Below are 24,591 nucleotides of genomic sequence, written 5' to 3'. Positions count from 1 at the left end.
GCAAGTTAAGAATTGGGAGTACTAATGATGAGTAATTCAGACAAGCACGATAACTCAATGAAATGGATGGGCATTGCGATGGTGGCGTGTTGTACGTTACCAATTGCTGCTTTTCTATTGCTCGGTGGCGGCTTGGGGGTATTTTTCAGTCGTGGTACTCAATCGATTTCTCCAACCCAATCAACTAATCAAACGGTAAATTCAGCTCCAAACCCTACTGATTTGGCAGCAAAGGTGACTATGTATCCTGCTGTTAAATGGCAAACGAAGAACCACACCCACGGGCTGTCAGTCAATCCCACCAATCCCCAGATGATTTATCTGGCGACTCATCATGGGCTATTGCAACGCGCCGAAACAGGTAAATGGTTCTGGATGGAGCCAAAGCAAAAACGGGCCGATTATATGGGATTTACGGCAGATCCTACCAATCCTAATCGGTTTTACGCCAGTGGACACCCACAAACTGGGGGTAATCTTGGTTTTCAAGTAACTGAGGATTTAGCGCAGAACTGGCGGCAAATTTCGCTACCAGGGGTTGATTTTCATGCCCTGGCGATCGCACCCAGTAACCCAAAAATGTTCTATGGTTTTCCAGCTTCTGGTGCGGAGGGCTTACATGTTTCAACAGATACAGGCAAGACTTGGACAAAACCAAGTGCAAAAGGGCTAAAAGTGGCACCATTTAACCTCGTTGTCGATCCGGTAAATGCCGATCGAGTATTTGCCGTGACTCAATCGGGATTGTATGAAAGTATCGACCGAGCCAACACTTGGCGCGTGATTCCCAGCACTCAAACCGCCCCTGTCATCGGCTTGGCAGTGCAACAAGAGGGCGCACAGACGGTCATGTATGGCTTTCAAGCTGCCTCGACAGCGAATCTCGATCGGAGTGTGGATGGTGGCAAAACCTGGCAACAGTGGGGCACTGGTACTAAAGGGGTGATTCTATATCTGGCGATCGCACCGAGTAATCCTAAGGTGTTCTATGCAGTAAATCAAAAGAATGCCGTTTTTCAATCTCAAGATGGCGGTAAAACTTGGAAAGAATTAGGGTAATTTAAAAGTTTATGTCCAAGCGAAACATCCAAATTCTAGCAATACCAGAAACAAACCTGTTTCTGTTTGCCTTTTTGCTCAATTTTATTTACGAAGTTTGGCAAGCTCCCTATTACGAGTTCTACAACCGTCCCTCTTTAGCCGACAAGATCTATGATTTGACTCACTGCACCTTTGGCGATGGAGTCATTATTCTGGTCAGTGGTTGGGTTGTGAGTGCGCTAGTTCGTTCGCGGGATTGGGTGCTTCATCCGACTCCTAAGCTGACGTTCTTATTTACCAGTATCGGGTTGGTAATCACCCTCGTTATCGAAACCTATCGAGTCAATATTTCTAAAACCTATGGGGTGCCTGTACTGGCAGTACCCATACTAGGGATGAGTGCTTTGGCTGTAATTCAGTGGATCGTTTTGCCACCATTTATCCTTTATCTAGCTCGTCGTCACATGCTGGGCTACCCTAACAACCGAGATTGAAATAATCTGTGTTGTCTGTGGTCAACTGAAAGTAAGAATTGGCTCACTTATTTAGTTGACTCTACAGTTGACTTGAGGGTTTAAGATTGAGCTAGTTGAATGAGTTAACCATTTCAACAAAGGAAATGAATGGCATGGATGGAATGGGAGCAGGTACTGCCAAAACCCAAGTTCAACCAGAATTTAAACCTGGGAACAATATAGTAGTAAAAGTTAATAACTATGATTACTCTAGCAACAGAAATCGATCGACAGAAATCATCCTCAAAAAAACTGCTTAAAATTGGTGAAGTAGCCAAGCAAACCGATGTGGAAGTAGGCACGATTCGGTATTACGAAAGTTTGGGATTGCTAATACCAATTGAAAGAAGTGACAATGGCTACCGTTATTACGATGACGAAGCGATCGAGCGACTAAAATTCATCAAAAAAGCCCAATCTTTACGGTTTTCCCTCGCCGAAATTCACCAAGTACTTGGTGTTCGCTCTTCTGGTAGCCCTGCTTGCCCAATCGTCAAAGGTTTACTGAAACAGAAAATAGCTGGGCTTGAGCAGCAGATCGAGCTAATGAAGGAGATGAAGCAGGAATTAGAAGCATATCAATCGCGCTGGGAAAGCCGCCCCTTAGATAACCCATCTGGCAAAGATCTTTGTAGCATGATTGGGGAGGTGATCGATCGAGATCTACCTACTCATCAGAGCCGATCAGTAGGATAGGATCTAAATAATTATGTAATTTTTAAGTATCTTGATTAGACCTCTTGCGTGAATCAGAAAGGAGAGGAAAGTTCAAAATTGAGGATAGCGGAAATAAGGTTAAATCTTAAACCAAAACGTCTGCGTCGATTGCGATAGCGTTCAGCCAAAATCCGAAATATTTTAAGTTTGCGGTTAACATGCTCAACGACGATTCGCAGTCTTGCTAACGAGCGATTATGTTGACGTTCAGAATTGTCTAGCTTGCCCTGGCGAGGCTTCTTCGTCGGAAGGCAACTATCAGGATGCAGTTTCGCAAGTCCCTGATAGCCTTTATCTGCTAAACATAGTTGATTTGGTAACATCGGCAATCGATCGAGCTTAAACAACCGGAAGTCATGAACTTTTCCTTTCCCAAAAGCAGTACAAATTATTTGTCCTGTTTCTTGGTTGACGACTACTTGCGCTTTTAGCGTGTGGTGCTTTTTCTTGCCGCTGTAGTAATCTCTTTGCTTTTTTTTGGACGCTCAATTGGACTCTCGGTCACATCAACTACGATTACTTGCCAATTATCAGCTTGTTGATAAAGTTGCTTTTTTCCTGGTAATCGGAATTTGCCAGAATTCATTAGCAGCGTTTCTACTTTCCGAATTAATCGGCAAACCGCTGATTCACTTAGATTCCAACTTGTACTAATATGAAATTGCGTTCGATATTCTCGCCAATATTCTAGTACCAATAGTAACTGGTCTTCGACGCTGAGTTTGCATTGCCCACCTTTTTTACCCCGACGATCCAGATCTGGTTTAAGTATTTCAACCATCAGGTTAAAGGTGTTTGGCTGTACTCCACATCTTCGCTTGAAGGCTTTGGGGTGTAGGTACTTGAGTTGTTGGTAGGTCATGCTAACTTTCTCTTTTCCCTACTTTTACCTCAACTACTCCTATTCACGCAAGAGGTCTATTGTACATCTTGACCCTACAGTCAACTAGAGGGTTTACAGTAGTAGCAGGTTCAAAATATTCTCAAGGTAATTAATCATGTCTAAACAAATCAAAACTGCAATCGGAGCGATGTTAGCGGTCGCCACTGTATTAGTAGCAATAACTGGATCTGCTTTTGCCGCAGAAGAGGCTGGCGGTTGTGCGTGCTGTAAGAAAATGGGTTCGATGTCTATGCCAATGCCGATGCCAATGCCTAACAAGAAATAAGCATAATTATTACAGTACGGTGATGTGAAAGGTTTCGGATCGGTTTGGAGCCTTTCACATCACAATAAAATTAGTTTAATATCATCAGATCGCTAACTATTTAAGGAGCAATCAAATGTCTGTTAGCCAACTTCAGCAAATGCCAATTACTATTTCCTCTGATAGTTGTTCAATTCCCGCTACAGTCAATCGAGTTGTCCTCTCGAATGGAAATTTTCGAGTTGAACTTACATTAGATAATGGTCAAGTCGCAATTGTTGATTTGAATTGCAGCCAATTTAAAGAGTTAAAATTACAGCCGCAGCAACAAGTATTTATTCGGCAGAACGATTTGAACATACTACCTTTTTGCTACTCTATCTAAAATTAACTTCTAATAATCCATAAATTTATTCAGAAATTAGCAATAACTATTTTATCTCATCAAAGCTTGTAGATCGAGATATCCAAAGTTTCACCAAATCGGTTTTATTCATCAGACTAGATCTGTTAAACACAACTAATTAGTGTTTTCTATTGATATTAATTTTTCAAGTCAGAGTACAAATATTCTCACTATTAGGAATAGGTAAATGTGCAAGTGGTTGCAATTGTGGCGATGGTTGTAGTGTTTCCAAAGTTGCACCTCGCCAGTAAATCTCACAAGTAGGAGGAATTGACGATCGATTCCTCCTCCAAAATGTCCTTGGAGAGCGATTATTTTGGGGAGACAGACAAAATAATTTATAATACTACAGTCACCCATCCCACAGCCCTTGAAACTTGGTAGAAGCAAGTTCGGTATAGCGCACTGTATGTTGACAATTGTTATGCCCCTTCACAACATCACAACCTAAAATTCAAAGGCAAGATTTGGATAGATTTCTGCGCTCATCCAGCTTATCTTTAACTGGAAGGGACAATGACTAGAGGAGATATCAGCAGGTGCATCAAGAACGTGATATTTATCAGTCGATGACACTAAAGGAGGAAGATTGTTGGCAAGCTGTGCTAAGTAGAGATACTAGCCTCAATGGCGTTTTCGTATACGCTGTGCGATCTACAGGTGTTTACTGCCGACCGGGATGTGCTGCTAGACAGCCTCGACGGGAACAGGTCGTCTTTTTTGTGCTGCCTGAAGTGGCTGAACAGGCTGGGTTTCGTTCTTGTCAGCGATGTTGTCCTCGTAACCCTGCGCCTCCCGATCCCCAGTTCGATTTGGTTTTACAGGTATGTCGATACATAGAGGCAAATGTTCGAGATCCACTACCCTTAAAGGTTCTCAGTGAACGGATTAATAAAAGCCCGTCCTACCTGCAACGCACCTTCAAGCAAATTATGGGCACCACTCCACGCGCATTTACAGAAGCACACCGCTTACGCCAGTTGAAGACGCTACTTAAACAGAGACAATCCGTGGCAACAGCCCTCTATCAAGCGGGCTATGGTTCTAGCAGTTGCTTGTATGGACGAGCCGTTCCTCATCTCGGCATGACCCCGTTGACTTATCAACGAGGCAGGGTGGTTTCATACAAGGAAAGAAAAATCATGGGAGGAAAATGAGGATAGACTAAATTACCTAGCAAAGGAAATTAGTCTAAATGCTCCTCATAGAACAATTAAAGCAAATACCAGACCATCGTGACAACAAAGGCAAAAAGTATTCATTATGGACTGTGTTGTTTATGAGTTTAATGGGTAGCTTATGCGGATACATCGGATATAGACCACTAGCTGATTTTGCCAACTTACACCAAGCGCAATTAGAAGAATTATTAGAGCTACCAGTAGCAAAATCAACGCCATCATACTCGACATTTCGACGGTATTAAATGACACGAGAATTGGCGGGGCGACATCGATCGACTCTGGGGTTAAATAGGGTGTCGTTTGCCAAATGACAGCCCTTAGTGACGCAGCTAGACCCCTATCTGGCTATAGATTTGACGATCGATCGGTACCTGTCGCGACAAGTACCGATCGGTAAAAATGTCAGAGTCGATCGCTGTCGCCACCCGCCAATGTCGCTGTCGTCTAATAACTGTAGGCAATCCGGTTATGAATGGATTGTTCAATGTTGCTGCCCAATGTTTACAGCATATTTATTGCTCTCTTCAAATATTTCATGGAGATCTCCCAACATGAGTTTAACTGAAAAACTTCAATCTGTATTTGTCATCATTTCCATCTTAATTGGGCTGATGTTAGGACAAATCAAATGGGTTGAGGAAAATGCTGTATCTTTGATTGTTCCATCATTGATGGTCATGCTCTATGGAGTGTTTCTAAATATTCCACTTAATCATTTAGGTCAGGCATTTCAAAATTACAAGATGACCGGACTCGTTTTAGGGATAAACTTTATTTGGACACCTGTTTTAGTTTGGGGATTGGGAGCTATTTTCCTACGGAACTCTCCCGATCTTTGGGTTGGGCTAATTATGCTGATGGTCACACCTTGTACTGACTGGTATCTCATTTTTACAGGGATTGCTAAAGGAAATGTTACTTTAGCTACAGCCTTCCTTCCTTGGAATATGATTTTGCAAGTAGTTCTCTTGCCCATCTATCTGCTAGTTTTTGTCGGAAAATTGGTGCAGCTTGATACAGCGATTTTTCTCAAAAGCATTGTGCTAGTTTTAGCTGTTCCTATGCTTTTAGCGTTTATCGCTAAGTGGCTAATACCAAAGGTAAACGGGCTTTGGCGTGAAATCCCCCTGAAAATAGCAGCAGGGCAAACGCTATTTCTGTGCTTGGCAATTACAGCGGTATTTGCCTCGCAGGGGCAGACCTTAATTCAAAATCCAGATGTGCTGCTGAAAATGTTGCCACCTATCCTTATTTTCTATGTAGTTACCTTTTTGCTGACTCAAGTGATTGCACGACTCGGCAATTTTAGTTATGAGGACTTTGCTTGCTTCAGTTGTACAACACTTGCTCGCAATTCACCTCTTGCATTGGCGATCGCTACAACTGTTTTTCCCGATCGTCCGTTGATTACCCTTGTTTTGGCTATTGAACCACTTGTCGAACTGCCTGTCATGGTGCTAATCTCCCAATTGTTGCTGTTTCTGCGTCGTAAAGGACGGTATTCTCAGATGGAGAAATAGCTGAGTTGGCATTACAATATATAACCTTTGTACCCAAGTACAAGGTCAAGTGTGATTGTAAGGACACAATTTCAAGTTGCAATATTCTTACAATCGCAGACGTGGCATGAAACTTTTAGCATCCATTTAATTTTTAGGGAATACTTTGGAGCATAATTGTTCAAAGTATTTCCTAAAATAAAGCTTTATGGCACAACCAGAATCCGACAACGAGCACGGGTTCTTCCGAGCTTTTGATACTGGTGGCGAAACTGTTAGACGACAATGAGGTTGGGTTCTTCCGAAAAAGTTCGGAAGAACCCAAAACACTTGACATTTAACAATCGTTACATGGACTAGATTTAAGGCGACTGGTCAATCCTTATCCCTGTTTTTGGTTCCATTGCTACTCAACCCCCATGTTAAGTTCACTCGTGCAGGTTTTTAAGTTCCTCTAACTGTTGAGCTTTTTCTTCTAGTCGAATCGCCAAGCGCTCGCACACTATTTCACACAAATCAAAAATAATCGGATCGGCAATTTCATAAAAAACAGTGATTCCTTGTGGCTGACGAGTCACCATTCCTGCTTGGGTCAGCACTTTTAGATGTTTGGAAACATTCGCTTGTCCCAATCCCGTTGCTTGGATAATTTCCGTGACATTTTTAGATCCTGATTTCAAACAACACAAAACTTGCAGCCGACTCACTTCAGATATCACTTTGAAAAACTCGGCAACGGGAGCTAGGGCTTGAGGAGACGGCTTTAGCATACAAACCTAAAAATTACATCTTACCATATGTACTTATTTACTATATTACCATATACTAATATGGTAATCAAATCTAATGTCTGAGATACCAATGGAAAACGTAAAAAAGATCGATTCGGAGCTAACCGTAGCGGGACAGGTGAAACCAGAGCAGTTACAACAAGCTGCTACAGAGGGATACAAGTCGGTACTGAACTTGCGATCGCCTGAAGAGGAAGGCTTCATGCACGATGAGCAGCAACACGCAGAGTCCGCAGGGTTAGAGTATGTCAACATTCCAGTTAAGTCAGACGGGATGACTGACGAGTTGACAGATAAAGTTTTAGCGCAAATCGATCGACTACCAAAACCCGCTCTGATTCATTGCGCGAGTTCGATGCGTGCAGGTGCAATGGCATTTATGAACGTGGCAACGCGACAAGGTATGACACCAGAGCAAATGTTTGAGAAAGCAACTGAAGCTGGCTTTGACTGTGATTCTCAACCACAGATGAAGCAATTTTTAGAGAGTTACGTCTCTAAGCACTCAAAAAAAGTTTAAGTTTTTTCGACTACTTAATAAAGTCAGGTTCGGACATAAATATTTTTGACGATCGCCTGACTTTCCTGGGATAGATTACTGTTGTATGGAGGAATCACGATGGCATTAGTTTTAGAGCAAATAAATGTTGAAGGATTAGCCCACTTATCCTATCTGATTGGTGACGATAAAGCAGGCGTAGTAGCAGTGCTTGACCCCCGCCGCGATGTAGATATTTATATCCAAAGAGCCAGAGAAATAGGTGTAAGAATTACCCACATTATCGAGACTCACATTCATGCGGATTTTGTTTCGGGTTCACACGAACTACAAGCGAGAACAAATGCGCCGATATATGGTGGTAAAAGTGATGACTATCAATTTGATTTACATCAGCTAAATGAGGGCGATGAATTAAAAATTGGTAACGTTACCCTTCGCGCACTACATACCCCTGGGCATACCCCAGAACACATCTCGCTGCTAATTTTTGACGCGAAACAAGGTAAGGAACCATTTGCCATATTTACTGGTGATTTTTTGTTTAACTTGGATGTGGGAAGACCGGATTTACTAGGCGGGGGAACGGAAAAGAAACTAGCGGCACAACTCTATCATTCATTGTTCGATAAACTCGTACCGTTGGGCGATCGCCTAGAAATTTATCCTTGTCACGGTGCAGGTTCATCATGTGGTAAATCAATCGGAGATCGCCGACAAAGTACCATTGGTAATGAAAGAATTTTTAGCCCAGTATTTAAACAGCGTACCGAAGCAGAATTTGTCGAATGGGTATTAGGTGGAATGCCAGAACCACCTACACACTACCCACGTCTAAAAAAGGTCAATGCTAAAGGGGCAAAAGTATTAGGTGATGTACCGATTTTACCGCCATTGTCACCTCAAGAATTTCAACAGTTGATGCAAGATGAAAATACAGTAGTTATTGATACCCGCTCTATTCTTGCCTTTGGTGGCGGACATATACCAGGCGCAATTAACATCGCTTTGCGTCCAGAATTTCCTAACTGGATAGGTTGGATGATTGACCCAGAAAAGAAAATTTTAATGGTGCTAGAAAGTGAACGCGGTGTGAGTTTAGCTTCCCAGCAGTTATTCCGAATTGGCTATGACAATATTGTGGGGTATCTTCACGATGGCATGACAAGTTGGCAGGATGCAGGCAAGCCTTTGAAGCATCTTGGTGAATGGACTGTGCAGGAGTTAAACCAGCAGAAAGATAATCCTGATGTGACGGTGCTAGATGTACGTGGGGAAGATGAGTTTAAAAACGGTAACGTGCCTGGTGCTAAACACATCTACGTCCCGCATTTAGAAGAACATCTAGATGAGTTAGACAAAAATCAAACTATTGCAACTTACTGTGGCAGTGGTTATCGCGCTTCAATTGCTGCCAGTTTGTTACAAAAACATGGCTTTGAGAAAGTAGTCAATGTTCCTGGTTCTTGGAATGCTTGGACGGCGGCTAAATTACTGGTAGAAAAAAATCCCTAAAACATTTGCAAGATTCACTGTTTTCATTTGGAGAAAAACTAAAATGCTATTCCGTCAATTGCTCGATCTCGAAACAAGCACCTACACGTACCTCATCGCCGATTTAGATAGCAAAGAAGCAATCTTAATCGACCCAGTACTAGAACGAGTGGAACGAGATCTACAACAACTAAAAGAATTGGGTTTCACTCTCAAGTATTGCTTAGAAACCCATATTCATGCCGACCATATTACTGGAACTGCCAAGTTGCGGGAACTCACCAACTGTCAGGGGGTCGTTCCTGCTGGATCTGGCGCGAGTTGTGCAGATTTATTTATTCAAGATGGTGAAAACTTAAAAATCGGAGCAGTACAAATTCAGGCGATTGCCACACCCGGACACACAGACAATCACATGGCATATCTAGTGGATCGAACTCACTTGTTAAGTGGCGATTCACTGCTAATTCGCGGCTGCGGACGCACTGATTTTCAAGGTGGCGATGCGAGTCGCCTATTTGACTCAGTAACCGAGCGACTGTTTACTTTGCCCGATGGCACTCTAGTTTATCCTGCCCATGACTATCGAGGGCTAGGTGTCTCTACTATCGGCGAAGAAAAGCTGTTTAATCCGCGATTTGCCAGACGCAGCCGTCAACAGTTCATTGAGTTGATGGCAAATTTAAACTTGCCCGATCCGCAACGGATGGCAGCAGCGATACCTGCTAACGAACATTGCGGCAAGTTGACGAGTGTTAATGAATCGATCGAGCTTTAATATTTAGAAATTAACGATGATATCTCCCGAAAAACCGAAAATACAGACAATCGATCCTGCTACTCTCGATCGATTGCTTTCCAACCAGCAAGCAATTTTGTTCGATGTGCGCGAAGCTGGCGAACACGCCGCAGAGCGGATTGCTGACTCGGTATCGCTGCCGCTGTCAACGATCGATCTCGTGGAAATCGATCTGCAACCAGATCGACAGCTCGTGCTGTACTGTAAATCTGGTAGACGCTCGGCTCAGGCTGCCCGAAAACTTTTTGAAGCAGGAGGGATTGAAGTCATTCATCTTGAAGGTGGCTTAAATGCTTGGAAAGCCGCTGCATATCCCACTCAAATCGATAAAAAGGCACCAATTAGTCTCTTTCGGCAGGTGCAAATTGTGGCGGGTTCTTTGGTGGCAATCGCTACTGTATGCGGTGTATTAGTATCACCTTGGTTTTTACTCTTGAGTGGTTTTGTTGGTTGTGGGTTGGTATATGCAGGGATCTCAGATACTTGTGCGATGGGAATGCTGCTTGCCAAGCTTCCTTACAATCAAAGGGCGAAAGCGTCATGATTTGGCTAGTGGGACATCTCCTCGCGATTGGAGTTGGCATTAGCTTGGCTTTGCTCGGTGGTGGTGGTTCGGTACTGACTTTACCAATCTTGGTATATGCGATGGGGGTCGCCCCTAAATCGGCGATCGCGATGACTTCAATCGTGGTTGGGGTTGTTAGTTTATTCGGGCTAGTGCCACACTCGCGGCGCAAGCAGATCGATCTCAAGACAGTACTCATTTTTGGCTCGGCAACGACAATTGGAGCTTTTTTGGGTGCAAAGTTAGCTGGATTTTCGTTTGTCACTGCAACTTTGCAAATGGTGCTATTTGCAGTAGCGATGTTGGTAGCTGCTGGGTTTATGATTGTTCGCCAACCTCAATCGGACAATTCAATCGGAGATCGAGAGCATCAAGACTCCCTCAGTAGCTATCCTCGACCTCTATGTAAGTATTGTTGGCTATGGCTGTTGACGGAGGGAATCGGAGTCGGTATGCTGACTGGATTAGTGGGAGTAGGCGGAGGCTTTGCGATTGTGCCAGCGTTGGTGCTGTTGAGAAATCTGACGATGCCAGTGGCAATTTCAACCTCTTTGGTAATTATTGCCTTGAACTCTGGAGCTGGGTTAATCGGTTATTTGGGACAGGTATCGATCGATTGGTACCTGACTGGCTCTTTTACGCTTGCGGCTGCGCTAGGGAGCATAATCGGCACATATCTATCTAAGTTTGTCTCCGCTGATAAATTGCAGAAGTGGTTTGGTTATTTCTTGCTAGCGGTAGCTACTTTTGTTTTAATTCAAGTCTTACTTAACTAGCAGAGAAAATTGCAGGCAATCTGACGATAAATTGACTACCTTCACCTAATTTACTTTGAACATCGATCGAATCATGATGACGATCGACGATCTATTTAGCAACTGCCGATCGATAGCCCGAACCACCTGCCCAACGGGTGCGCGATTACCTCCGGTAGGCTTCGCCAACGATCTCCTCGCCAAAATCTATCGAGGATTCGCTCTAGCTCATCAGTAGCAATTCCCACCCCAGTATCGATAATCCTAATCTCAACCTGTCTCTCAATCTGATGAACTAACATAATAATTTTGCCGCCCGATGGAGTATGGTGAATGGCATTTTCAATGAGATTGACAAACACTCGACCGATCGAAGGCATTGCTTGACGTTCGGGCTACTAATATATCCCCGAACTGACAAATTAGATTGAATATTGAGATCGAATTCTAGAAAGTTTGCATCGAGTTGGGATCGATATGTTGCTGCTATTTGCTCTAGGAGTAGTGTCAGATCGATCGGTTCGCTCGCGCGATCGCTTCGGTGCATCTTGTCAGAACGACAATCTTTTTCAGCTCTATCTAATATTAATAAATCCTGTCGGGGCGACTTGTCGCCTATAACGCTGATAGGATAAGTCTCATAGCTCTCAAGCCTTGTTGATAATTAGGTAGTTTATGTGGGGACAAAGACATTAATTCAACAACAACCTGCCAATTACTAGATGTTGAATCGACCCATGATTCACCCCAGAGTCCAATATAGAAAGTGCTATGTCTAGCATATTTTCGGTGATGTTCTGTTTTTCTGCCGAGATATTCTTGAACTTGCTTTGATTTGATATCTATCCCTTGGATGATACTCTTCAAGTATGCTAGTGATAGCAAAATCAATAATTTGCTCAATCGTTCGCCCGTTAAATTAGTCTTTTCTAAGTTATATCCTCCGCCCTTAAAGTCTCGAAACATCTCCTCAATTCCAAATCTTTTAGCATAGGTATCAACTGCTGCTTGTAGATCTGCCAAGCTGGTCAGAATATACCAAGGCTCTTTTGTGGTAATATTTCGATATTTACCTAGCCATTTACCTGCTAGGTTAAATCCTTCAACTGGTGCAGTTTTTCTAATTGTTACTTCTTGATTAAAAAAGCTATTTCCTGGCTCTAATCCTAGCCTTTTCAGTTCAGTCCACAATTCCTCTTCAGTCTTGATACAAACATTCTTTTTCAGTCGTAAACAGAAATCTATTTTCTGCTCTCTAAGCCAGTTCGCAAGAGTAACACTACAAAATTCACGATCTCCCAGTACCAACAAGCTATAATCTGATAGGGCAGCGAATACTGGGGTTAATACTAATTGTTGGTTTTCCAATGTACTGTTCCCTTGTTTATCAAGCATTTGCCAATAAATAGGAATTGCTCTCTTTCGCCAAATCATACTGACCATCAAAATATTGTTTGATTGCCATTTGGTTCGATCTATTGCTAAATATATAATATTATTCTGTTTGACATTGCCTTTAATCCAAGCAATCACTAGTGATAACCAAACATTATCTAAATCCCATTCATCATTTGATAAAAATCTCTGGACTTTTTTTCTTCTGCTTTCAAATTTAATTGGCATCGCTAGTTTTGTTGCGATGCTTTCTAGCGTGACTTCTTTAATAGATTGCACTACTTGAATCAATAAAATTGTCAATAAGTAGTTACCGCGTGTGAATTTTTCTGACAAATGGGCATGATACAATTCTGGTAACATTTAATTGTTTTTTGGGTAAGAAGCTCTCTTACCCTATCTTTTTTGATACTATTTGTCTAGAGTTGTCTCTCTGCCGAGTTTTCAGGCGACCTGTCGCCCCGTCAGTAATAAATCTTCAGTTAGATTAATAATTCGATCTGTAGCACTAGCGATCGCCGTAAACTTTTTTAGATCTCCAGCGCGGATGCCATCGGGATGTTTGAGAGTGTTACTAGCATTAGTTTTGACTGCCATCAACGGACTGCGTAGCTCGTGAGCGGGATCGGCGGTAAATTGTTGTAATTGTTGATAACTGCGAGTAGCAGGCTTCATCGCCCTGCGCGTCAGCCAAATTCCCACACCACTACTAATTACCAGCGAAATTATCATCCACTAATTAAGCCGATATCTAGTTGGTGGAATGTTCGATTCTCCGTGGGAGAGGCTCCGCCACCGAGTAATTCTAAAGATTGGGTAATCCGCACGTAACCAATTTGCCGTTGATTATCGCGATCGATAATTGGTACGACTGCCGCTATTGTTTCATCTTCAAGCGATGCCGGACGATCTCGCGCCCACAGTGTTGCCAGGTCTTGCCGATCGAAAACAAGATGAGCAGCACACCGACGAGCGGCACCAATGGCAAAACGGCAAATCCGATCCGTGCCGATTGCCACGCCGATTGTAATTGCGGATTGGGATGCTGCCAATTCGATCCGGGCATCAGGGACATCAAGTTAGGCATCGGTTGCATATCGGCTGAGAGTGTCAGCAGTTGGGGACATACCTCGATCGATCTGCTCGACGCCGGGATAAAAGCTGGCAATGATACCTACGATCGACCACCACAGGGTTTGAATCTGGGGGCGATACCACTCAGTATCAGTAGTACCTTGACCGAGGAGGGCGACCATCGAGACGATCGCGGCGATCAGCCACACAGCCTGCATGTCTCTAGCTTGCCGCAATTTTGCCAAGCCCTGAAGACCGCAATTGAAAGTTACCACGATCGACCATAGGAGAGCCGCAACACCGACATAGCCAATTTCGACGATCGTTTCCAGAAAGATCGAGTAAGCACTCAGCGCACTGAAGCGGGGGCTGGTTTGATAAATTGGATAAATCTTCTTGAACACCCGATCGCCCGGCCCAAAGCCAAATAGCGGTCGATCGTGAATCATCTTACCCACTGCCTTCCAGACTTCTAGTCGCACATTATTACTACTATCTTTGCTACCGCTAAAAATACTCAAGACGCGATCGCGCAAGCTCGGCACCAGTAGCAGTGAGATCCCCACAATAGCGATAATCCCCCCTAGCGCGATCGGCAACGCCCACGATCTCCAAAACCTGGGTAGTCTCGGACGCAGCCAATAGTAGATGAGTCCCGCCGCGACGAGGATGCCCAAAAATGCGCCTACCCAAGCACCGCGAGAGTATGTTACCTGAAGACAATAAGTATTCACGACTACCATCACGATCGCCAATGTTTTGGGCAACCAACCGCGCCAAATAAAACAGGCGGCAACGCTAAAAACGATCGCTGGTAACAGATATCCAGCAAGTAGATTGGGATTATTGAGATAACTATAGACCCGAGTTGTCTTCGCCAATGTGGACTCAGCATCGACCCAAGTCGCCAACTGTTTGGCACCATAAATCGATTGATGGACGCCGTAAACACTGACAATCAACGCCATATGTAAATAGATTCCGATCAGCCAATTGCGAATCCGAGGCGAGCGATACAACCGCGCCAACATCACAAAAAATACCAAATAAAGGCTGACCAAATTCAGTCCTCTCAACGCGGCATCTTTGGCTGGCGACAATCCCGTCGAGACTGCCGAAATCCCCCAGAATACTAGCAGGGTGATATGAATGGGCGTAATGCCACCACCACGATTGTCAGCTAGCGTCAATAAGATCCAAAAAGCCGCCACCCCAACGAGCAATAACGCGATCGTCTCTGTCGATAATCCGGGTGTGGAGGGGATAAAGGGCGAGATTACAAACACGAGCGATGTCAAGATCGCACCAATCTCATCGCCCCACTGCATTAACCAACTCTGCTGTCGCCAAGATTGGAGACTCCCCACCCATCGATGCACATAACTAGCATCAACCCATCTATCTGGTGATAAGTCCGATAATGTCAGGCGTTGCCACAAAGAATTCATCAAAATAAAATATGCTGTAGTGGGACGACACGCTTGAAAATGTGGGCATTCAGAATCGTAAAAAATATAATCAGCAATACTTTAAGCGATCGCTTTACCCACAGAATTAAGTGTGTCGTACCAGTAGGGTGGGCACTGTCTTGATGCACTAGACCGTCGGGTTCCCCGACGAGCGTGCATCGCTGCCCACCATCTATAAATTACTGGTAAAATTCAGATATTTTGAATAGATTGATAGGCAGTTACAATTATTTAAAGATATACTTTACCTAAAATCCAGTAGTGGGCACTGCCCACCCTACTAGCTCGGCAAGCTTAAAATTGTGTATAAGAGCTAGCGATCGCGACTATGAGTAACCCCAATATCAAGTATAGAGTAGAACTCACATTAGAACAGCGGGAAGATTTTCCCGCCAGCAGCAACGTCTTTAAACACTTTATGCCGATAGATCCGGCGATTGTGACTGCTAGGCGGGTTCCTCGCCCAGCAAACTTTCAGGCAAATAGAATCCATAAAACTGATACATGTACAAGTACCGAAGCAAGAGCGGAGATAGCCACACAAGGGGATTAAGGTATCAGGTATCCATTCAATGAAGCGGTTGTAACTAACCAATTTGGGAAAATGACTCTGCCACTGAGTTTGAACTTTTTCGAGATAATAACTTTTGAAATTCCGATCGTAAGATTGATGAAAACCAATCAGAATGGTCATTACTTCTCTCAAATATAAGCTGCGCTTACGTTTTCGCGTTTGCAAATCATGACTAATCAATTGACTTTGCCACTGCTGTTCAAAAAATTGGCAGAAATCATCGACGGAGAAAAATAGTTCTTCTACACTAGGCATAAGGCAATTCAGGTTGGTTAGTTGGTACTTCCAGACTACCTTTTTTGTCCCTTCTTTGCTTTTTCCTTATCCAGAACTCACGTTATTTACTTTGTCGTAATGTTCTTGATAAGTTTCTATATGGCGTGGCGAATTAAGACAGATTACGCTAGAGCCGCTAGTGTGACGTTTACCTCTGCGGGTAACAATTTTGAATTAGCGATCGCCGTCGCTATTGCCGTGTTTGGGATTAACTCTGGTGTAGCATTTGCCGCTGTTGTCGGCCCGCTGGTGGAAGTGCCAGTGTTAATCGGTCTTGTAAATGTCTCCTTTTGGTTGCAGCGCAGATTCTTTACTGTGCGGACAGGATAGAGTTTTAGATCCCACATTTCGCTAGTTTATGCGCTCGAAAAATAATTAAAACGAAGCCATAGGGTCTTAGCGATCCTATTATCAATAAGCTAAGACTATTGAGAATGTACTCTCGATCGTCAGAAACAATTTAAATCGGTAAAAGCATTGCTAGAAGAGAATTATAGATCTTATAATTTTTTAGCCGAACGCGTAAGCGCACCCCCAAGGGTGGTCGAACTAGCGGAATGTGGGTTAGATTCAGATCATCCATAATTCTATTATGTTTCAATAGATTTTATTACGATCCTTACTCCTGCATTAGCAACTCGAAAAAAGCTCTCATCATGGGGTTCATTAAACTAAGTGATTCCCGCGCGGGAATCACTTAGTTTAACAAACCCCATAAATAAATTCAGATCTCAAAAGTCACTTTGAAACAGTAGCGATCGAAATATTCGGTACTTAGTTGCATCGTGGTAATCTGGAGAGATATATTGACTTATAAAAATACAAGCCCTATCCTCTAATCCACCTCCCGCTCCGAAATCGCATCTGCCAGTGTTTTAGCTGCCTTACCCTGCAACTGCTGTCGCCCATCGTCATACCGAATCAGCGTGGACAAATTCTTATGCCGACTATGAGCCTGAGCCGAGCGCACATCCCCACCATTGAGATCCAGTAATGCCGTAATACTAGAGTGTCGAATCTTATGCGGACTCACCACCCGATCGATCCCTGCTGACTCAGCCAATCCCCCAACGATCTGATACAGCCTGTCTACACTCAATCGTGTATCCCGACTAGAGACAAATAGAGCCGGACTTCTACTCTCACCCATACTCGCCAACCAATCAGAAATCGCCCCAACCGTAGCCGCAGCCAGATCGATCGGTTCTTTATCAATTCTCCCCTTCCCCTTGAGCATCAATCTCGCCTCCTTGGGGTAAAAATCAGATCGATCGAGTCCACACACCTCAGCACGTCTGAGCGCATTGTCCCACAGCAACCGCAGCATGGCATAATCGCGCTTACCCATGACGGTCGTTCGATCGATCCTATCGATTAATAACTGAAATTGGTCGATCGAGATTCCCCTAGTATCTTTGTAAGTCTGAGCCTTCACCGACTTAATATCATCCAATCTAAATGCACACAGTTTACGCTTGGCAGCATGAGTCACAAACGACTTTAACGCAGCCAGCCGCGCATTCACCGTTCCGGCTGACAATTGAGCTGCGAGCAAATGTCCCCGATAGGCAATCACATGACCGATCGCCGAACGTTCGGGGAGTTGCAAAAAAGCTAAAATCGTCTCTGGAGAAACCGCTACTTGAAACTCACGCCGAAAAAAATCTCTAATCCCCGCTGAATACGAGCGTCTGGTAGCAGGTGAAATTTGAAGTTGAAGAAACTCATCCCAAACCCCCGATTCAACTGGTTTGACTCTCAACTGAGTCTCAATCGAAGGGTCTATGACAGTAGAACTGGTGTGGACGATCTTAATTGCTGGAAGATTAATCAACTGCACTCACCATCCACTGGAGAATTCCCAGAATTCGGTCGATTGGATCGAGTGGATACTCAGTAACATCGATCGTCAGAACTTGCCCTGTCAGTTTGAGAAATTGCCACATCGTTCCAGTGGTAACACTACCATAGATATTGGATATTTCTTGTCCGTTAGCTTGATTGAATTTCACAGCAGCAATCATTTCCGCTGCACATTGCCCCCAGCCAGCGTTCAACTCCCCTTTCTTAGCTTCAATGATGATAATCGCTGGAGCTTCGATACTAACTTCAGAAGTAGATCGGGTAAGCAAAAAATCACAGACCCCATTCAAGCCTGACTCTAAATCGATGCTGAAATCCGTGCCTGAGAAAAAACTGACCTGACGATCGAGCAGTTCGCGAAATTCAAATAACAATGGAGCGATGATTAACTCTGAACGTACCTTCTCAGTCCCCAAAGTCACCGCCAGAGGGGCTGACTTTGCCAATAGAGTAGTCAACCACTCACCAGGGGTAAGTGTCGGTAGATCGCGAAAGAACGGCTCTGTGACCACCTCGATTTGAAATTGCCGCTTAACTTGAGCGATCGTGAAGCTGCTGTAGGGCATAAATTGCGATCTCGACTTTTTCTAATGTTTAATCACTCGATCTATTCATTGGAATCGACTTAACCATTAAGTTTCTAGATTAAGTTTATCCAGGCGATCTATTTCACCTTTTACCGCTGCCAGTAATTCATTCCAATCATCAGGCGGATGACCGCGATTGAGCATCTTCTTAAAAACTAAATAAGCATCCGTATTACTATCATAAGCCCGTTTGGTATCCTCATCATTAACCCAGGCATAGACGATAATTTTACTGTCTTGATGATATCGAAAAAACAATCGGTACTGTTGAAAAAACTTAGCCCTAAACCAATGTTTATAATCATCCCCCAGCGTCGCACCCTGTCGATATACTGATAAAGTAGGATCTTGAGGAATAATATCAAATGCTAACTTGGCGATCGCAGCTAACCGCTTAGTAACATTTTTCTTATGATAATCCTGCGGATACTTTAGCCGCAGATTTTCGACTTGGATTAAAAGTTCTTCAACCTGTGATAGAAACAGATCGTGAGCAAATATAGTCCATTCATTAATTACTAGCGGCTGAGGTTCGGATTCGTTCATTCATCTTCAGCCGCCAGTGGTGCGTCAAGATCGAGATCGACATTGCCGACTAACGATCGAATCCGATTTGCTAAATCGGAGCTGACCTGTCGCACATGCTGGGGATTGACTTGGATATCTGTAGCTAGAAAATCGAGAAACTGTCCCAACAGCGGATCGTTATTTGCATCCCCAGCACGCGAGATCGTCACCCGACCATCAGATTCGATGGTGTAGGCAATTCGATCGCGCTTATTCAAGCCCAATACTTTCCGAACAGGATCGGGAACTGTCGTTTGATAACGATCGGTCAAAGTAGATTCCGAGCAGGGGGTTGATGGTGTAGCCATAGCAACTTCTCAACTGATAGGGTAAACTCTATTCCTAAAGTAATGCAATTGCATTGTCTTGTCAATCACGATCTTCCTTTCCCCTTTACCCTTTCCCCTTTACCCCCTGGAGTTTAGACTAAAAAAGAGAGAACGGCAGCCAAAGAAGAACTGAGGCTACCGTTGGGGAGAGAATGAGGGTGAAACAGAAAACCCATTCACGCCCTAAATGAACAGTGAACGATTAAAGGAATTTCGTCAAGCAGCATACGAATTACTAGTCAAAGCCAAAGATGCGACATTTGAGTTGATGGATGCCGTGATGACCACCAGAAATGCGGCATGTCTGGCGGAATTTGCACTCAGTCCATTATTCAATCGCCAATGGTCGAGTATCTATGAGGCATTACAAGATAGCCGACCAGACCGGAAACAACTAATGGTGCTATACATCAAACAGTTAGAGCGGCAAGTCGTCTCCAGCCAAGAGTATGTGTTGATGGCAATCGACCATACCGCATGGGGAAGACCAGATGCCCAAACATTGAAAGACCGAACACACGAATATCAACAAGGAGTAGTAATCGGACAAGGATATAGCACGATTGCCTGGATACCTGAATTAGAAGGGAGTTGGGCATTACCGTTGTTACACGAGCGAATTAGTAGTAGTGAATCACCGTTGCCCAAAGCGGCTGCCCAACTTAAACAAGTGTGCAAACAGCTCGCCAATCCAGTGCTGGCAGTCTTAGATCGCGAATATGGCAATGCAACATGGGTACTTGCCAGCGCAGACATTCAAGCTGATTGTCTGATGCGAGTCAGAAAGAATGCCTGTTTTTGGTCGGCACCACCAGCTTATAGCGGTCGGGGCAGACCACGCAAACATGGACAGAAAATGAAGCTTAACGACCCCGACACCTGGCTAGAAACAAATGAAATAGTTGAAATCGACCATCATCCACGACTAGGACAAGTCAGAGTTCGTCAGTGGAAAAACTTACATTTCTATCGTGCCGCTGGGCATCCCCTAAATTTGATTCTGGTTGAAAGAATCAACCCCATGTCTAACGGTCGGCCTTTTCCACCATTGTGGTTAGCTTGGGTCGGTGCCAGAACTCTGCCGCTAGAACAGGTTTGGTTTAAATATTTACGTCGCTTTGGAGTAGACCACTGGTATCGGTTTGCCAAGCAGCGATTGCATTGGACATTGCCGAACTTGAGAACTCCCGAACAATGTGAGCGGTGGAGCGATCTGATGCCGTTAATGAGTTGGCAACTGTGGTTGGCTAGAGATGTTGTGGTTGAAACTAGACTACCTTGGCAATCTGCTACTCTTAATTTAACTCCTGGACGTGTTGCTCAATCGATGTTTTCCGTTTTGGTGGAGATTGGAACTCCCACTCAAGTACCTAAACCCAGGGGTAAATCTCCTGGCTGGGCTAAAGGAAACACACGTACTAAACCACCTCGTTATCCGACTGTTAAAAAACGGTGTTCTCGACCTAAAAAGTCTAAAAAAGTAGCCGCCTAATTTCACTACTCTAACAATTTTTTGGCATCGGCTTGTCTTTTTACAAGGCGGTTATTTTAGCTGCGATTATTTTTTAGTCTAAACTCCAGTTACCCCACATCCCATCAGTTACACAGCATTATAACACTACAGACTAATGATAAGTCACATTATCGTGACTCAGATATCTCTCAGACAAGATTTGGATTAAATCTCGATCGTGATATAATTGAATGGTCAAAAAACCCTTCACTACGTGGCACTGAAGATGAAGACAGTTCAAACGATCGCTGTCGGGTAAGAGAGAGCAGGTCGCCCTGTCTCCCTCCCCTCAGAACGGCTCGTGATACTTTCACATCAAGCCGCTCAAGCCTCTTGCATCATAGGACTCCACCTGCATGAAGATATTTGTGGCACGCGACGTGCAGATGCACAAGGTTGTCGATTGAGTCCGTGCCGCCAAGTTTTACGCTTTCGAGATGGTGGATATGCAGTTTTTCACCGTTGAGCAGATGCTCTCCACAGATTGGGCATTTCCAATGTTGGTTTTCTGCCACCGTAGAGATCGAAATAGATCGAGATCCGAAACTAAATCGATCTTTAATTTCTGAAACCTATATACCAAAGCAATTTCATAAGACACAGTTGTGATAAAGTTATCCGATCGATTGGCTGAGTTTTAGATACTGCAACTGTTTGACCAGATGAGATCGAAATGGGTTTGGATCTCGATCTATATCGATCTAACTCTATCCCTGTAAATGTTCAGATAGACTTGGGGTTGTGAGAATCGATAGCTTCGCTGTCCTGTCGGATCGTCTGATAAAAAGCTGCCTCAGCCGCCGCCTGGTCAGCCGCCTTCGTATACCGCCGAAAACTAGCCGAAGAACGATGGCGCGTCATCGTCATCACATGATAAGGATTCATGCCTTGTACCATCATATTAGTGGCAAATGTATGTCTAAATTGATGGGGATGGATGGAGGTATTAGTGGCTTTTTCAAACTCTTTGACGACCTTATAAATACCGTCATAACTCAAACGCTTACCCCGATTGCGATTAGATTCAGAGATGAAGATCGGACTGCCATTTTCGATCGAATGCCCCTGACGTTCGCGCCATTCTAAATACCGATCGAGCCTGGATCGTGTTTGCACGGTTAGTGGTACCTTGCCCTTACTATCAGCCTTAGCTTGACGGATATTCAAACGCTGCCCGTCGTAATCCTCCAAGTTGAGATTGACAACTTCACTAGCTCTAAGTCCGTGCAATAATACCGAGACGATCGTGATATTGCGTTCGGGGAGCGAACTGTTCGTAGCTGCGTGGAGAATCTGCTCGACAGTAATGTCATCAAGATTTTGAGCTTCGGGTTCGACTAACTTAGGTAACTCGATCGCGATGGTGGGATCGAGACTAATATACTGACTTTTGAGCAACCAACCATAAAAGTTTTTTAGCGTGCCTAAAATTCGACACACGGAACTATCTTTCAATACTCGCTCTTTTGTATCTGAATCGATACGGAGTAGGTGCGCTTTAAATTGAGCCACTTGACGTGGTGTAACTGCCGCCCAACCGATGGTAATCCAGCGTAAAAAGTGGTTGAGATCGCGACGATATGCAATCTTGCTATTAGGAGATAACGATCGCGCCTGTAAAAACTCATCAATCCGCGCCTCTCGCAGCTCGACAACCGGACTTGGAGCGGGTAATGGTGCAGGTAGAATAGTCAGTAAGGTTGGTTCGGGGATAGATTTAAGTGGCATTTAGTACTATAGATTGAGATTAATTTACGTCGTGCGATCGAGTTTAACTTCAACACGAGATACAATGTTTTCAGGATCTAATGGAGAATCATATAGGGAATGGTAAAAGCGAACTGAAAAATAGTCCTGATGCTCTGAGCCAAGCCAGTAGCTCGTACTCAAACTATCACCAGAATTAAATCCGCCACCATAAATCAAACCTGTTTTAGCTACCATTTTCAGAGCAACACTCAGAGGCTGTTGTTCTAAAGCTTTCCAATCTAGGCTTTGCATTTCGTCGATACTTAATTGTTTTTTGACAGTACGGCTTGGCTCGATGTCAAACCTAGACCCTAATTCTTGACGAATCCGCTCGTCACCGATTTGCTCGATTAAAATCTGTTCGATCGTAGGATTGCTTTCATCTAACAACCACTCTGGCTTCCACTCATTGATTTCAATCCAATATCTAGGGGGAAGGCTAACATCAAAAAAGACAACTTCCTTTAGCTTAGGTAAAGATTGTAGAATCGAAAGATCGGTCAAGGGATTATTACTTAATTCGAGTCGTTCGAGTTTTTCAAGCTTGGTAAACCAGAGTGGCAAACTTGTTAAGTGATTATCTTGTATTTTCAGACGTTTAAGATTAGAAAACTCGCCGATAAATTCTGGTAAGTTTGTTAATTGATTTCCGTCGAGATCTAACCACTTGAGGTTAGTTAGTTCCCCGATTGATTCGGGTACGCTGGTGAATTGATTATCACTGAGCTGGAGCGACTGAAGATCGATCAGATTCTTAAAAGAGTCTGGCAAACTGGTAAGCTGGTTGTTGCCGAGTTCGATGTAATTAAGACTAGTCAGTTGTCCGACCGATTCGGGTAAAGTGGTAAGTTGGTTTTGTTGGAGATCCAGCAACGTGAGATTAGTCAGTCTTCCGATGGATTCTGGTAAATTTATCAGTCGATTATTCCAGAGTTCGAGTGATTCAAGATTAGTAAGTAGTTCGATCGACTCTGGTAAAGTTGTTAATCGATTATCTCTGATTTCTAGGCTTTTTAGGTTGGTAAGTTGGCCGATAGATTCGGGTAGAGTTTTTAACATATTATTAACAAGAGTAAGCCTCAACAGACTAGTAACTTGCCCGATCGAACTTGGTAAAGCTCCCAAATTCCCATGCTCGATACTAATTCTTTGGAGGTTTTTATCTTTAGCAGTTGAGATTAAGTCTTCTACTTCTTTTAAATTCATATCACTAATAATACATAGCTACTATTATCGCTCGGATCTTGAATATCGATCGTAAGTCTGTTCCTTTCGCCCTTCCCTGACTTCACAGATGTGAGATTACCGAGAAATTTGAGGAGAGTGGCTGCCAACGTTGGCTGTACGGCGCAATTTCAATTTTACCATCATTTCTCAATTCCAGATAATTATTCTTATCTGGAATTAGACGGGTATCAGACGAAATCTCAGATTAAATCGCGATCGTGGTATGATAGTAGGCGTGCTTCGTAGAAGGGAGTTATCGGATGAAGAGCGGTTCGATCGTCGTAACTTGGATGGAACTTCGGGCTAGTACTTATTTTGATGCTTGTACTGTCAAAGGTCATTTTCTGGAGCGGTTTGAGAGCTACTGCGAACTCAACGTTATCTTGTTTGGGGATGGCGACGAGCATCTTGTTAGGGTTATAGCTCGCGATGGTAAAGACCGAACGGGTGATTTTCGCAAAGAGCATGACTATTTGCTGGGGTACGGAAAATGCTTGCCATCGATCGAATTCTGTCATTCAGGTGCGGATGATGTCTGAAATTTGTCTTCCTTTG

General features: G+C 43.8%; 30 protein-coding genes and 2 pseudogenes. 16 read left to right on the top strand and 16 right to left on the bottom strand.

Annotated features, from left to right (window positions below):
• The first annotated feature begins 24 nt into the window (after nt 1–24).
• The 3 genes from CHA6605_RS08105 (at nt 25) to CHA6605_RS08095 (ending at nt 2,252) form a co-directional block, all read left to right on the top strand.
• Nucleotides 25–1,059, top strand: coding sequence for a F510_1955 family glycosylhydrolase (locus tag CHA6605_RS08105; protein WP_015158989.1), 1,035 nt, complete (start codon nt 25–27; stop codon nt 1,057–1,059).
• 11 nt (nt 1,060–1,070) lie between these two features.
• Nucleotides 1,071–1,535: a hypothetical protein gene (locus CHA6605_RS08100; protein WP_015158988.1), complete on the top strand. Its 465-nt coding sequence runs from the start codon at nt 1,071–1,073 to the stop codon at nt 1,533–1,535.
• Between the two features lie 222 nt (nt 1,536–1,757).
• Complete coding sequence (locus CHA6605_RS08095; RefSeq protein WP_015158986.1) at nt 1,758–2,252, top strand: heavy metal-responsive transcriptional regulator; 495 nt, start codon at nt 1,758–1,760, stop codon at nt 2,250–2,252.
• A 53-nt stretch (nt 2,253–2,305) separates the two neighbouring features.
• Here the strand turns inward: CHA6605_RS08095 and CHA6605_RS32695 are convergent.
• A protein-coding gene (locus CHA6605_RS32695; protein ID WP_232432227.1) for an IS5 family transposase occupies nt 2,306–3,135 on the bottom strand; the annotation gives its coding sequence in 2 pieces (ribosomal slippage) (nt 2,306–2,745 and nt 2,745–3,135; 831 coding nt in all).
• Nucleotides 3,136–3,271: 136 nt separating this feature from the next.
• Here CHA6605_RS32695 and CHA6605_RS33855 point away from each other — a divergent pair.
• The 4 genes from CHA6605_RS33855 (at nt 3,272) to CHA6605_RS08075 (ending at nt 5,253) form a co-directional block, all read left to right on the top strand.
• Nucleotides 3,272–3,442: a hypothetical protein gene (locus CHA6605_RS33855; RefSeq protein WP_015158984.1), complete on the top strand. Its 171-nt coding sequence runs from the start codon at nt 3,272–3,274 to the stop codon at nt 3,440–3,442.
• A gap of 115 nt (nt 3,443–3,557) precedes the next feature.
• A complete protein-coding gene (locus CHA6605_RS08080) occupies nt 3,558–3,806 on the top strand; it encodes a TOBE-like domain-containing protein (RefSeq protein WP_041547781.1) in 249 nt (82 codons plus the stop codon).
• 590 nt (nt 3,807–4,396) lie between these two features.
• A complete protein-coding gene (locus CHA6605_RS37180; protein ID WP_315874940.1) occupies nt 4,397–4,984 on the top strand; it encodes a bifunctional transcriptional activator/DNA repair enzyme AdaA in 588 nt (195 codons plus the stop codon).
• A 38-nt stretch (nt 4,985–5,022) separates the two neighbouring features.
• The gene (locus CHA6605_RS08075; RefSeq protein WP_015158982.1) at nt 5,023–5,253 is read left to right on the top strand and encodes a transposase family protein; all 231 of its coding nucleotides are present in this window, start codon (nt 5,023–5,025) and stop codon (nt 5,251–5,253) included.
• An 87-nt stretch (nt 5,254–5,340) separates the two neighbouring features.
• Here the strand turns inward: CHA6605_RS08075 and CHA6605_RS33850 are convergent, their stop codons facing one another.
• A complete protein-coding gene (locus tag CHA6605_RS33850; RefSeq protein WP_157259909.1) occupies nt 5,341–5,496 on the bottom strand; it encodes a hypothetical protein in 156 nt (51 codons plus the stop codon).
• Between the two features lie 66 nt (nt 5,497–5,562).
• Here CHA6605_RS33850 and CHA6605_RS08070 point away from each other — a divergent pair, with 66 nt between their 5' ends.
• Entirely contained in the window at nt 5,563–6,531 is a 969-nt protein-coding gene (locus CHA6605_RS08070; RefSeq protein ID WP_015158981.1) for an arsenic resistance protein, read from the top strand.
• A 407-nt stretch (nt 6,532–6,938) separates the two neighbouring features.
• Here CHA6605_RS08070 and CHA6605_RS08065 read toward each other — a convergent pair whose 3' ends face one another.
• The gene (locus CHA6605_RS08065; protein WP_015158980.1) at nt 6,939–7,280 is read right to left on the bottom strand and encodes an ArsR/SmtB family transcription factor; all 342 of its coding nucleotides are present in this window, start codon (nt 7,278–7,280) and stop codon (nt 6,939–6,941) included.
• 91 nt (nt 7,281–7,371) lie between these two features.
• Between CHA6605_RS08065 and CHA6605_RS08060 the strand changes: the two genes are divergently transcribed.
• The 5 genes from CHA6605_RS08060 (at nt 7,372) to CHA6605_RS08040 (ending at nt 11,434) form a co-directional block, all read left to right on the top strand.
• Nucleotides 7,372–7,821: a protein tyrosine phosphatase family protein gene (locus CHA6605_RS08060; RefSeq protein ID WP_015158979.1), complete on the top strand. Its 450-nt coding sequence runs from the start codon at nt 7,372–7,374 to the stop codon at nt 7,819–7,821.
• A 99-nt stretch (nt 7,822–7,920) separates the two neighbouring features.
• Complete coding sequence (locus CHA6605_RS08055) at nt 7,921–9,315, top strand: MBL fold metallo-hydrolase (RefSeq protein ID WP_015158978.1); 1,395 nt, start codon at nt 7,921–7,923, stop codon at nt 9,313–9,315.
• A 43-nt stretch (nt 9,316–9,358) separates the two neighbouring features.
• Nucleotides 9,359–10,072: an MBL fold metallo-hydrolase gene (locus CHA6605_RS08050; RefSeq protein WP_015158977.1), complete on the top strand. Its 714-nt coding sequence runs from the start codon at nt 9,359–9,361 to the stop codon at nt 10,070–10,072.
• Nucleotides 10,073–10,088: 16 nt separating this feature from the next.
• Nucleotides 10,089–10,637: a rhodanese-like domain-containing protein gene (locus tag CHA6605_RS08045; protein ID WP_015158976.1), complete on the top strand. Its 549-nt coding sequence runs from the start codon at nt 10,089–10,091 to the stop codon at nt 10,635–10,637.
• Nucleotides 10,634–11,434, top strand: coding sequence for a sulfite exporter TauE/SafE family protein (locus CHA6605_RS08040; RefSeq protein ID WP_015158975.1), 801 nt, complete (start codon nt 10,634–10,636; stop codon nt 11,432–11,434). The genes CHA6605_RS08045 and CHA6605_RS08040 overlap by 4 nt, the downstream gene beginning before the upstream one ends.
• 95 nt (nt 11,435–11,529) lie before the next feature.
• On the opposite strand, the gene CHA6605_RS32685 is transcribed toward CHA6605_RS08040, so the two are convergent.
• From CHA6605_RS32685 to CHA6605_RS08010, 6 genes and pseudogenes are all read right to left on the bottom strand, one after another.
• Nucleotides 11,530–11,793 (bottom strand): ATP-binding protein, encoded by a 264-nt coding sequence (locus CHA6605_RS32685; RefSeq protein WP_086936192.1) that lies wholly within the window; start codon nt 11,791–11,793, stop codon nt 11,530–11,532.
• 235 nt (nt 11,794–12,028) lie between these two features.
• The gene (locus CHA6605_RS08030) at nt 12,029–13,171 is read right to left on the bottom strand and encodes an IS4 family transposase (protein WP_015157518.1); all 1,143 of its coding nucleotides are present in this window, start codon (nt 13,169–13,171) and stop codon (nt 12,029–12,031) included.
• Nucleotides 13,172–13,252: 81 nt separating this feature from the next.
• A complete protein-coding gene (locus tag CHA6605_RS08025) occupies nt 13,253–13,540 on the bottom strand; it encodes a histidine kinase dimerization/phospho-acceptor domain-containing protein (protein ID WP_041547777.1) in 288 nt (95 codons plus the stop codon).
• Entirely contained in the window at nt 13,537–13,860 is a 324-nt protein-coding gene (locus CHA6605_RS08020) for a hypothetical protein (protein WP_041547775.1), read from the bottom strand. Before CHA6605_RS08020 ends, CHA6605_RS08025 begins: the two co-directional genes overlap by 4 nt.
• Before the next feature lie 27 nt (nt 13,861–13,887).
• Complete coding sequence (locus tag CHA6605_RS08015; RefSeq protein WP_015158974.1) at nt 13,888–15,330, bottom strand: IctB family putative bicarbonate transporter; 1,443 nt, start codon at nt 15,328–15,330, stop codon at nt 13,888–13,890.
• A gap of 406 nt (nt 15,331–15,736) precedes the next feature.
• Nucleotides 15,737–16,180, bottom strand: a pseudogene (locus tag CHA6605_RS08010) (transposase family protein); the annotation flags it as partial.
• A gap of 81 nt (nt 16,181–16,261) precedes the next feature.
• On the opposite strand from CHA6605_RS08010, the pseudogene CHA6605_RS08005 reads away from it, so the two are divergent.
• Nucleotides 16,262–16,531: pseudogene (locus CHA6605_RS08005) on the top strand (arsenic resistance protein); the annotation flags it as partial.
• 505 nt (nt 16,532–17,036) lie between these two features.
• On the opposite strand, the gene CHA6605_RS08000 reads toward CHA6605_RS08005, so the two are convergent.
• The 4 genes from CHA6605_RS08000 to CHA6605_RS07985 all read right to left on the bottom strand — a co-directional run bounded on the left by CHA6605_RS08000 (nt 17,037) and on the right by CHA6605_RS07985 (nt 19,526).
• On the bottom strand, nt 17,037–18,041 hold the full coding sequence (locus tag CHA6605_RS08000) for a tyrosine-type recombinase/integrase (RefSeq protein WP_015158972.1): 1,005 nt from the start codon (nt 18,039–18,041) through the stop codon (nt 17,037–17,039).
• Nucleotides 18,028–18,630, bottom strand: a complete 603-nt coding sequence (locus tag CHA6605_RS07995; RefSeq protein ID WP_015158971.1) for a hypothetical protein — start codon at nt 18,628–18,630, stop codon at nt 18,028–18,030. Before CHA6605_RS07995 ends, CHA6605_RS08000 begins: the two co-directional genes overlap by 14 nt.
• Before the next feature lie 66 nt (nt 18,631–18,696).
• Nucleotides 18,697–19,197, bottom strand: a complete 501-nt coding sequence (locus CHA6605_RS07990; protein WP_015158970.1) for a type II toxin-antitoxin system YhaV family toxin — start codon at nt 19,195–19,197, stop codon at nt 18,697–18,699.
• Nucleotides 19,194–19,526, bottom strand: a complete 333-nt coding sequence (locus tag CHA6605_RS07985; RefSeq protein WP_015158969.1) for a type II toxin-antitoxin system PrlF family antitoxin — start codon at nt 19,524–19,526, stop codon at nt 19,194–19,196. The genes CHA6605_RS07990 and CHA6605_RS07985 overlap by 4 nt, the downstream gene beginning before the upstream one ends.
• A 208-nt stretch (nt 19,527–19,734) precedes the next feature.
• Here CHA6605_RS07985 and CHA6605_RS07980 point away from each other — a divergent pair, with 208 nt between their 5' ends.
• Nucleotides 19,735–21,039: an NF041680 family putative transposase gene (locus tag CHA6605_RS07980; protein WP_015158968.1), complete on the top strand. Its 1,305-nt coding sequence runs from the start codon at nt 19,735–19,737 to the stop codon at nt 21,037–21,039.
• A 359-nt stretch (nt 21,040–21,398) separates the two neighbouring features.
• Here CHA6605_RS07980 and CHA6605_RS37175 read toward each other — a convergent pair whose 3' ends face one another.
• From CHA6605_RS37175 to CHA6605_RS31445, 3 genes are all read right to left on the bottom strand, one after another.
• Complete coding sequence (locus CHA6605_RS37175) at nt 21,399–21,575, bottom strand: HNH endonuclease (protein WP_315874931.1); 177 nt, start codon at nt 21,573–21,575, stop codon at nt 21,399–21,401.
• A gap of 208 nt (nt 21,576–21,783) precedes the next feature.
• Entirely contained in the window at nt 21,784–22,788 is a 1,005-nt protein-coding gene (locus tag CHA6605_RS07975; protein ID WP_015158967.1) for a tyrosine-type recombinase/integrase, read from the bottom strand.
• Nucleotides 22,789–22,812: 24 nt separating this feature from the next.
• On the bottom strand, nt 22,813–24,015 hold the full coding sequence (locus tag CHA6605_RS31445; protein ID WP_015158966.1) for a leucine-rich repeat domain-containing protein: 1,203 nt from the start codon (nt 24,013–24,015) through the stop codon (nt 22,813–22,815).
• Between the two features lie 281 nt (nt 24,016–24,296).
• Between CHA6605_RS31445 and CHA6605_RS07965 the strand changes: the two genes are divergently transcribed.
• Nucleotides 24,297–24,575: a hypothetical protein gene (locus CHA6605_RS07965; RefSeq protein WP_015158965.1), complete on the top strand. Its 279-nt coding sequence runs from the start codon at nt 24,297–24,299 to the stop codon at nt 24,573–24,575.
• Nucleotides 24,576–24,591 lie beyond the last annotated feature (16 nt).

Source organism: Chamaesiphon minutus PCC 6605, from assembly GCF_000317145.1.
Taxonomy (GTDB): Bacteria; Cyanobacteriota; Cyanobacteriia; order Cyanobacteriales; family Chamaesiphonaceae; genus Chamaesiphon; species Chamaesiphon minutus.
The sequence above is the reverse complement of the archived record's forward strand: the minus strand, read 5'-3'. Positions and strand labels throughout refer to the sequence as shown.

What these genes read in the sequence shown, in the direction of transcription:
- CHA6605_RS08105 (WP_015158989.1), top strand. Translation starts at nt 25, where the DNA reads ATGATGAGTAATTCAGACAAGCACGATAACTCAATGAAATGGATGGGC.
- CHA6605_RS08100 (WP_015158988.1), top strand. Translation starts at nt 1,071, where the DNA reads ATGTCCAAGCGAAACATCCAAATTCTAGCAATACCAGAAACAAACCTG.
- CHA6605_RS08095 (WP_015158986.1), top strand. Translation starts at nt 1,758, where the DNA reads ATGATTACTCTAGCAACAGAAATCGATCGACAGAAATCATCCTCAAAA.
- CHA6605_RS33855 (WP_015158984.1), top strand. Translation starts at nt 3,272, where the DNA reads ATGTCTAAACAAATCAAAACTGCAATCGGAGCGATGTTAGCGGTCGCC.
- CHA6605_RS08080 (WP_041547781.1), top strand. Translation starts at nt 3,558, where the DNA reads ATGTCTGTTAGCCAACTTCAGCAAATGCCAATTACTATTTCCTCTGAT.
- CHA6605_RS37180 (WP_315874940.1), top strand. Translation starts at nt 4,397, where the DNA reads ATGACACTAAAGGAGGAAGATTGTTGGCAAGCTGTGCTAAGTAGAGAT.
- CHA6605_RS08075 (WP_015158982.1), top strand. Translation starts at nt 5,023, where the DNA reads ATGCTCCTCATAGAACAATTAAAGCAAATACCAGACCATCGTGACAAC.
- CHA6605_RS08070 (WP_015158981.1), top strand. Translation starts at nt 5,563, where the DNA reads ATGAGTTTAACTGAAAAACTTCAATCTGTATTTGTCATCATTTCCATC.
- CHA6605_RS08065 (WP_015158980.1), bottom strand. Translation starts at nt 7,280, where the DNA reads ATGCTAAAGCCGTCTCCTCAAGCCCTAGCTCCCGTTGCCGAGTTTTTC.
- CHA6605_RS08060 (WP_015158979.1), top strand. Translation starts at nt 7,372, where the DNA reads ATGGAAAACGTAAAAAAGATCGATTCGGAGCTAACCGTAGCGGGACAG.
- CHA6605_RS08055 (WP_015158978.1), top strand. Translation starts at nt 7,921, where the DNA reads ATGGCATTAGTTTTAGAGCAAATAAATGTTGAAGGATTAGCCCACTTA.
- CHA6605_RS08050 (WP_015158977.1), top strand. Translation starts at nt 9,359, where the DNA reads ATGCTATTCCGTCAATTGCTCGATCTCGAAACAAGCACCTACACGTAC.
- CHA6605_RS08045 (WP_015158976.1), top strand. Translation starts at nt 10,089, where the DNA reads ATGATATCTCCCGAAAAACCGAAAATACAGACAATCGATCCTGCTACT.
- CHA6605_RS08040 (WP_015158975.1), top strand. Translation starts at nt 10,634, where the DNA reads ATGATTTGGCTAGTGGGACATCTCCTCGCGATTGGAGTTGGCATTAGC.
- CHA6605_RS32685 (WP_086936192.1), bottom strand. Translation starts at nt 11,793, where the DNA reads ATGCCTTCGATCGGTCGAGTGTTTGTCAATCTCATTGAAAATGCCATT.
- CHA6605_RS08030 (WP_015157518.1), bottom strand. Translation starts at nt 13,171, where the DNA reads ATGTTACCAGAATTGTATCATGCCCATTTGTCAGAAAAATTCACACGC.
- CHA6605_RS08025 (WP_041547777.1), bottom strand. Translation starts at nt 13,540, where the DNA reads ATGATAATTTCGCTGGTAATTAGTAGTGGTGTGGGAATTTGGCTGACG.
- CHA6605_RS08015 (WP_015158974.1), bottom strand. Translation starts at nt 15,330, where the DNA reads ATGAATTCTTTGTGGCAACGCCTGACATTATCGGACTTATCACCAGAT.
- CHA6605_RS07995 (WP_015158971.1), bottom strand. Translation starts at nt 18,630, where the DNA reads ATGCCCTACAGCAGCTTCACGATCGCTCAAGTTAAGCGGCAATTTCAA.
- CHA6605_RS07990 (WP_015158970.1), bottom strand. Translation starts at nt 19,197, where the DNA reads ATGAACGAATCCGAACCTCAGCCGCTAGTAATTAATGAATGGACTATA.
- CHA6605_RS07985 (WP_015158969.1), bottom strand. Translation starts at nt 19,526, where the DNA reads ATGGCTACACCATCAACCCCCTGCTCGGAATCTACTTTGACCGATCGT.
- CHA6605_RS07980 (WP_015158968.1), top strand. Translation starts at nt 19,735, where the DNA reads ATGAACAGTGAACGATTAAAGGAATTTCGTCAAGCAGCATACGAATTA.
- CHA6605_RS07975 (WP_015158967.1), bottom strand. Translation starts at nt 22,788, where the DNA reads ATGCCACTTAAATCTATCCCCGAACCAACCTTACTGACTATTCTACCT.
- CHA6605_RS31445 (WP_015158966.1), bottom strand. Translation starts at nt 24,015, where the DNA reads ATGAATTTAAAAGAAGTAGAAGACTTAATCTCAACTGCTAAAGATAAA.
- CHA6605_RS07965 (WP_015158965.1), top strand. Translation starts at nt 24,297, where the DNA reads ATGAAGAGCGGTTCGATCGTCGTAACTTGGATGGAACTTCGGGCTAGT.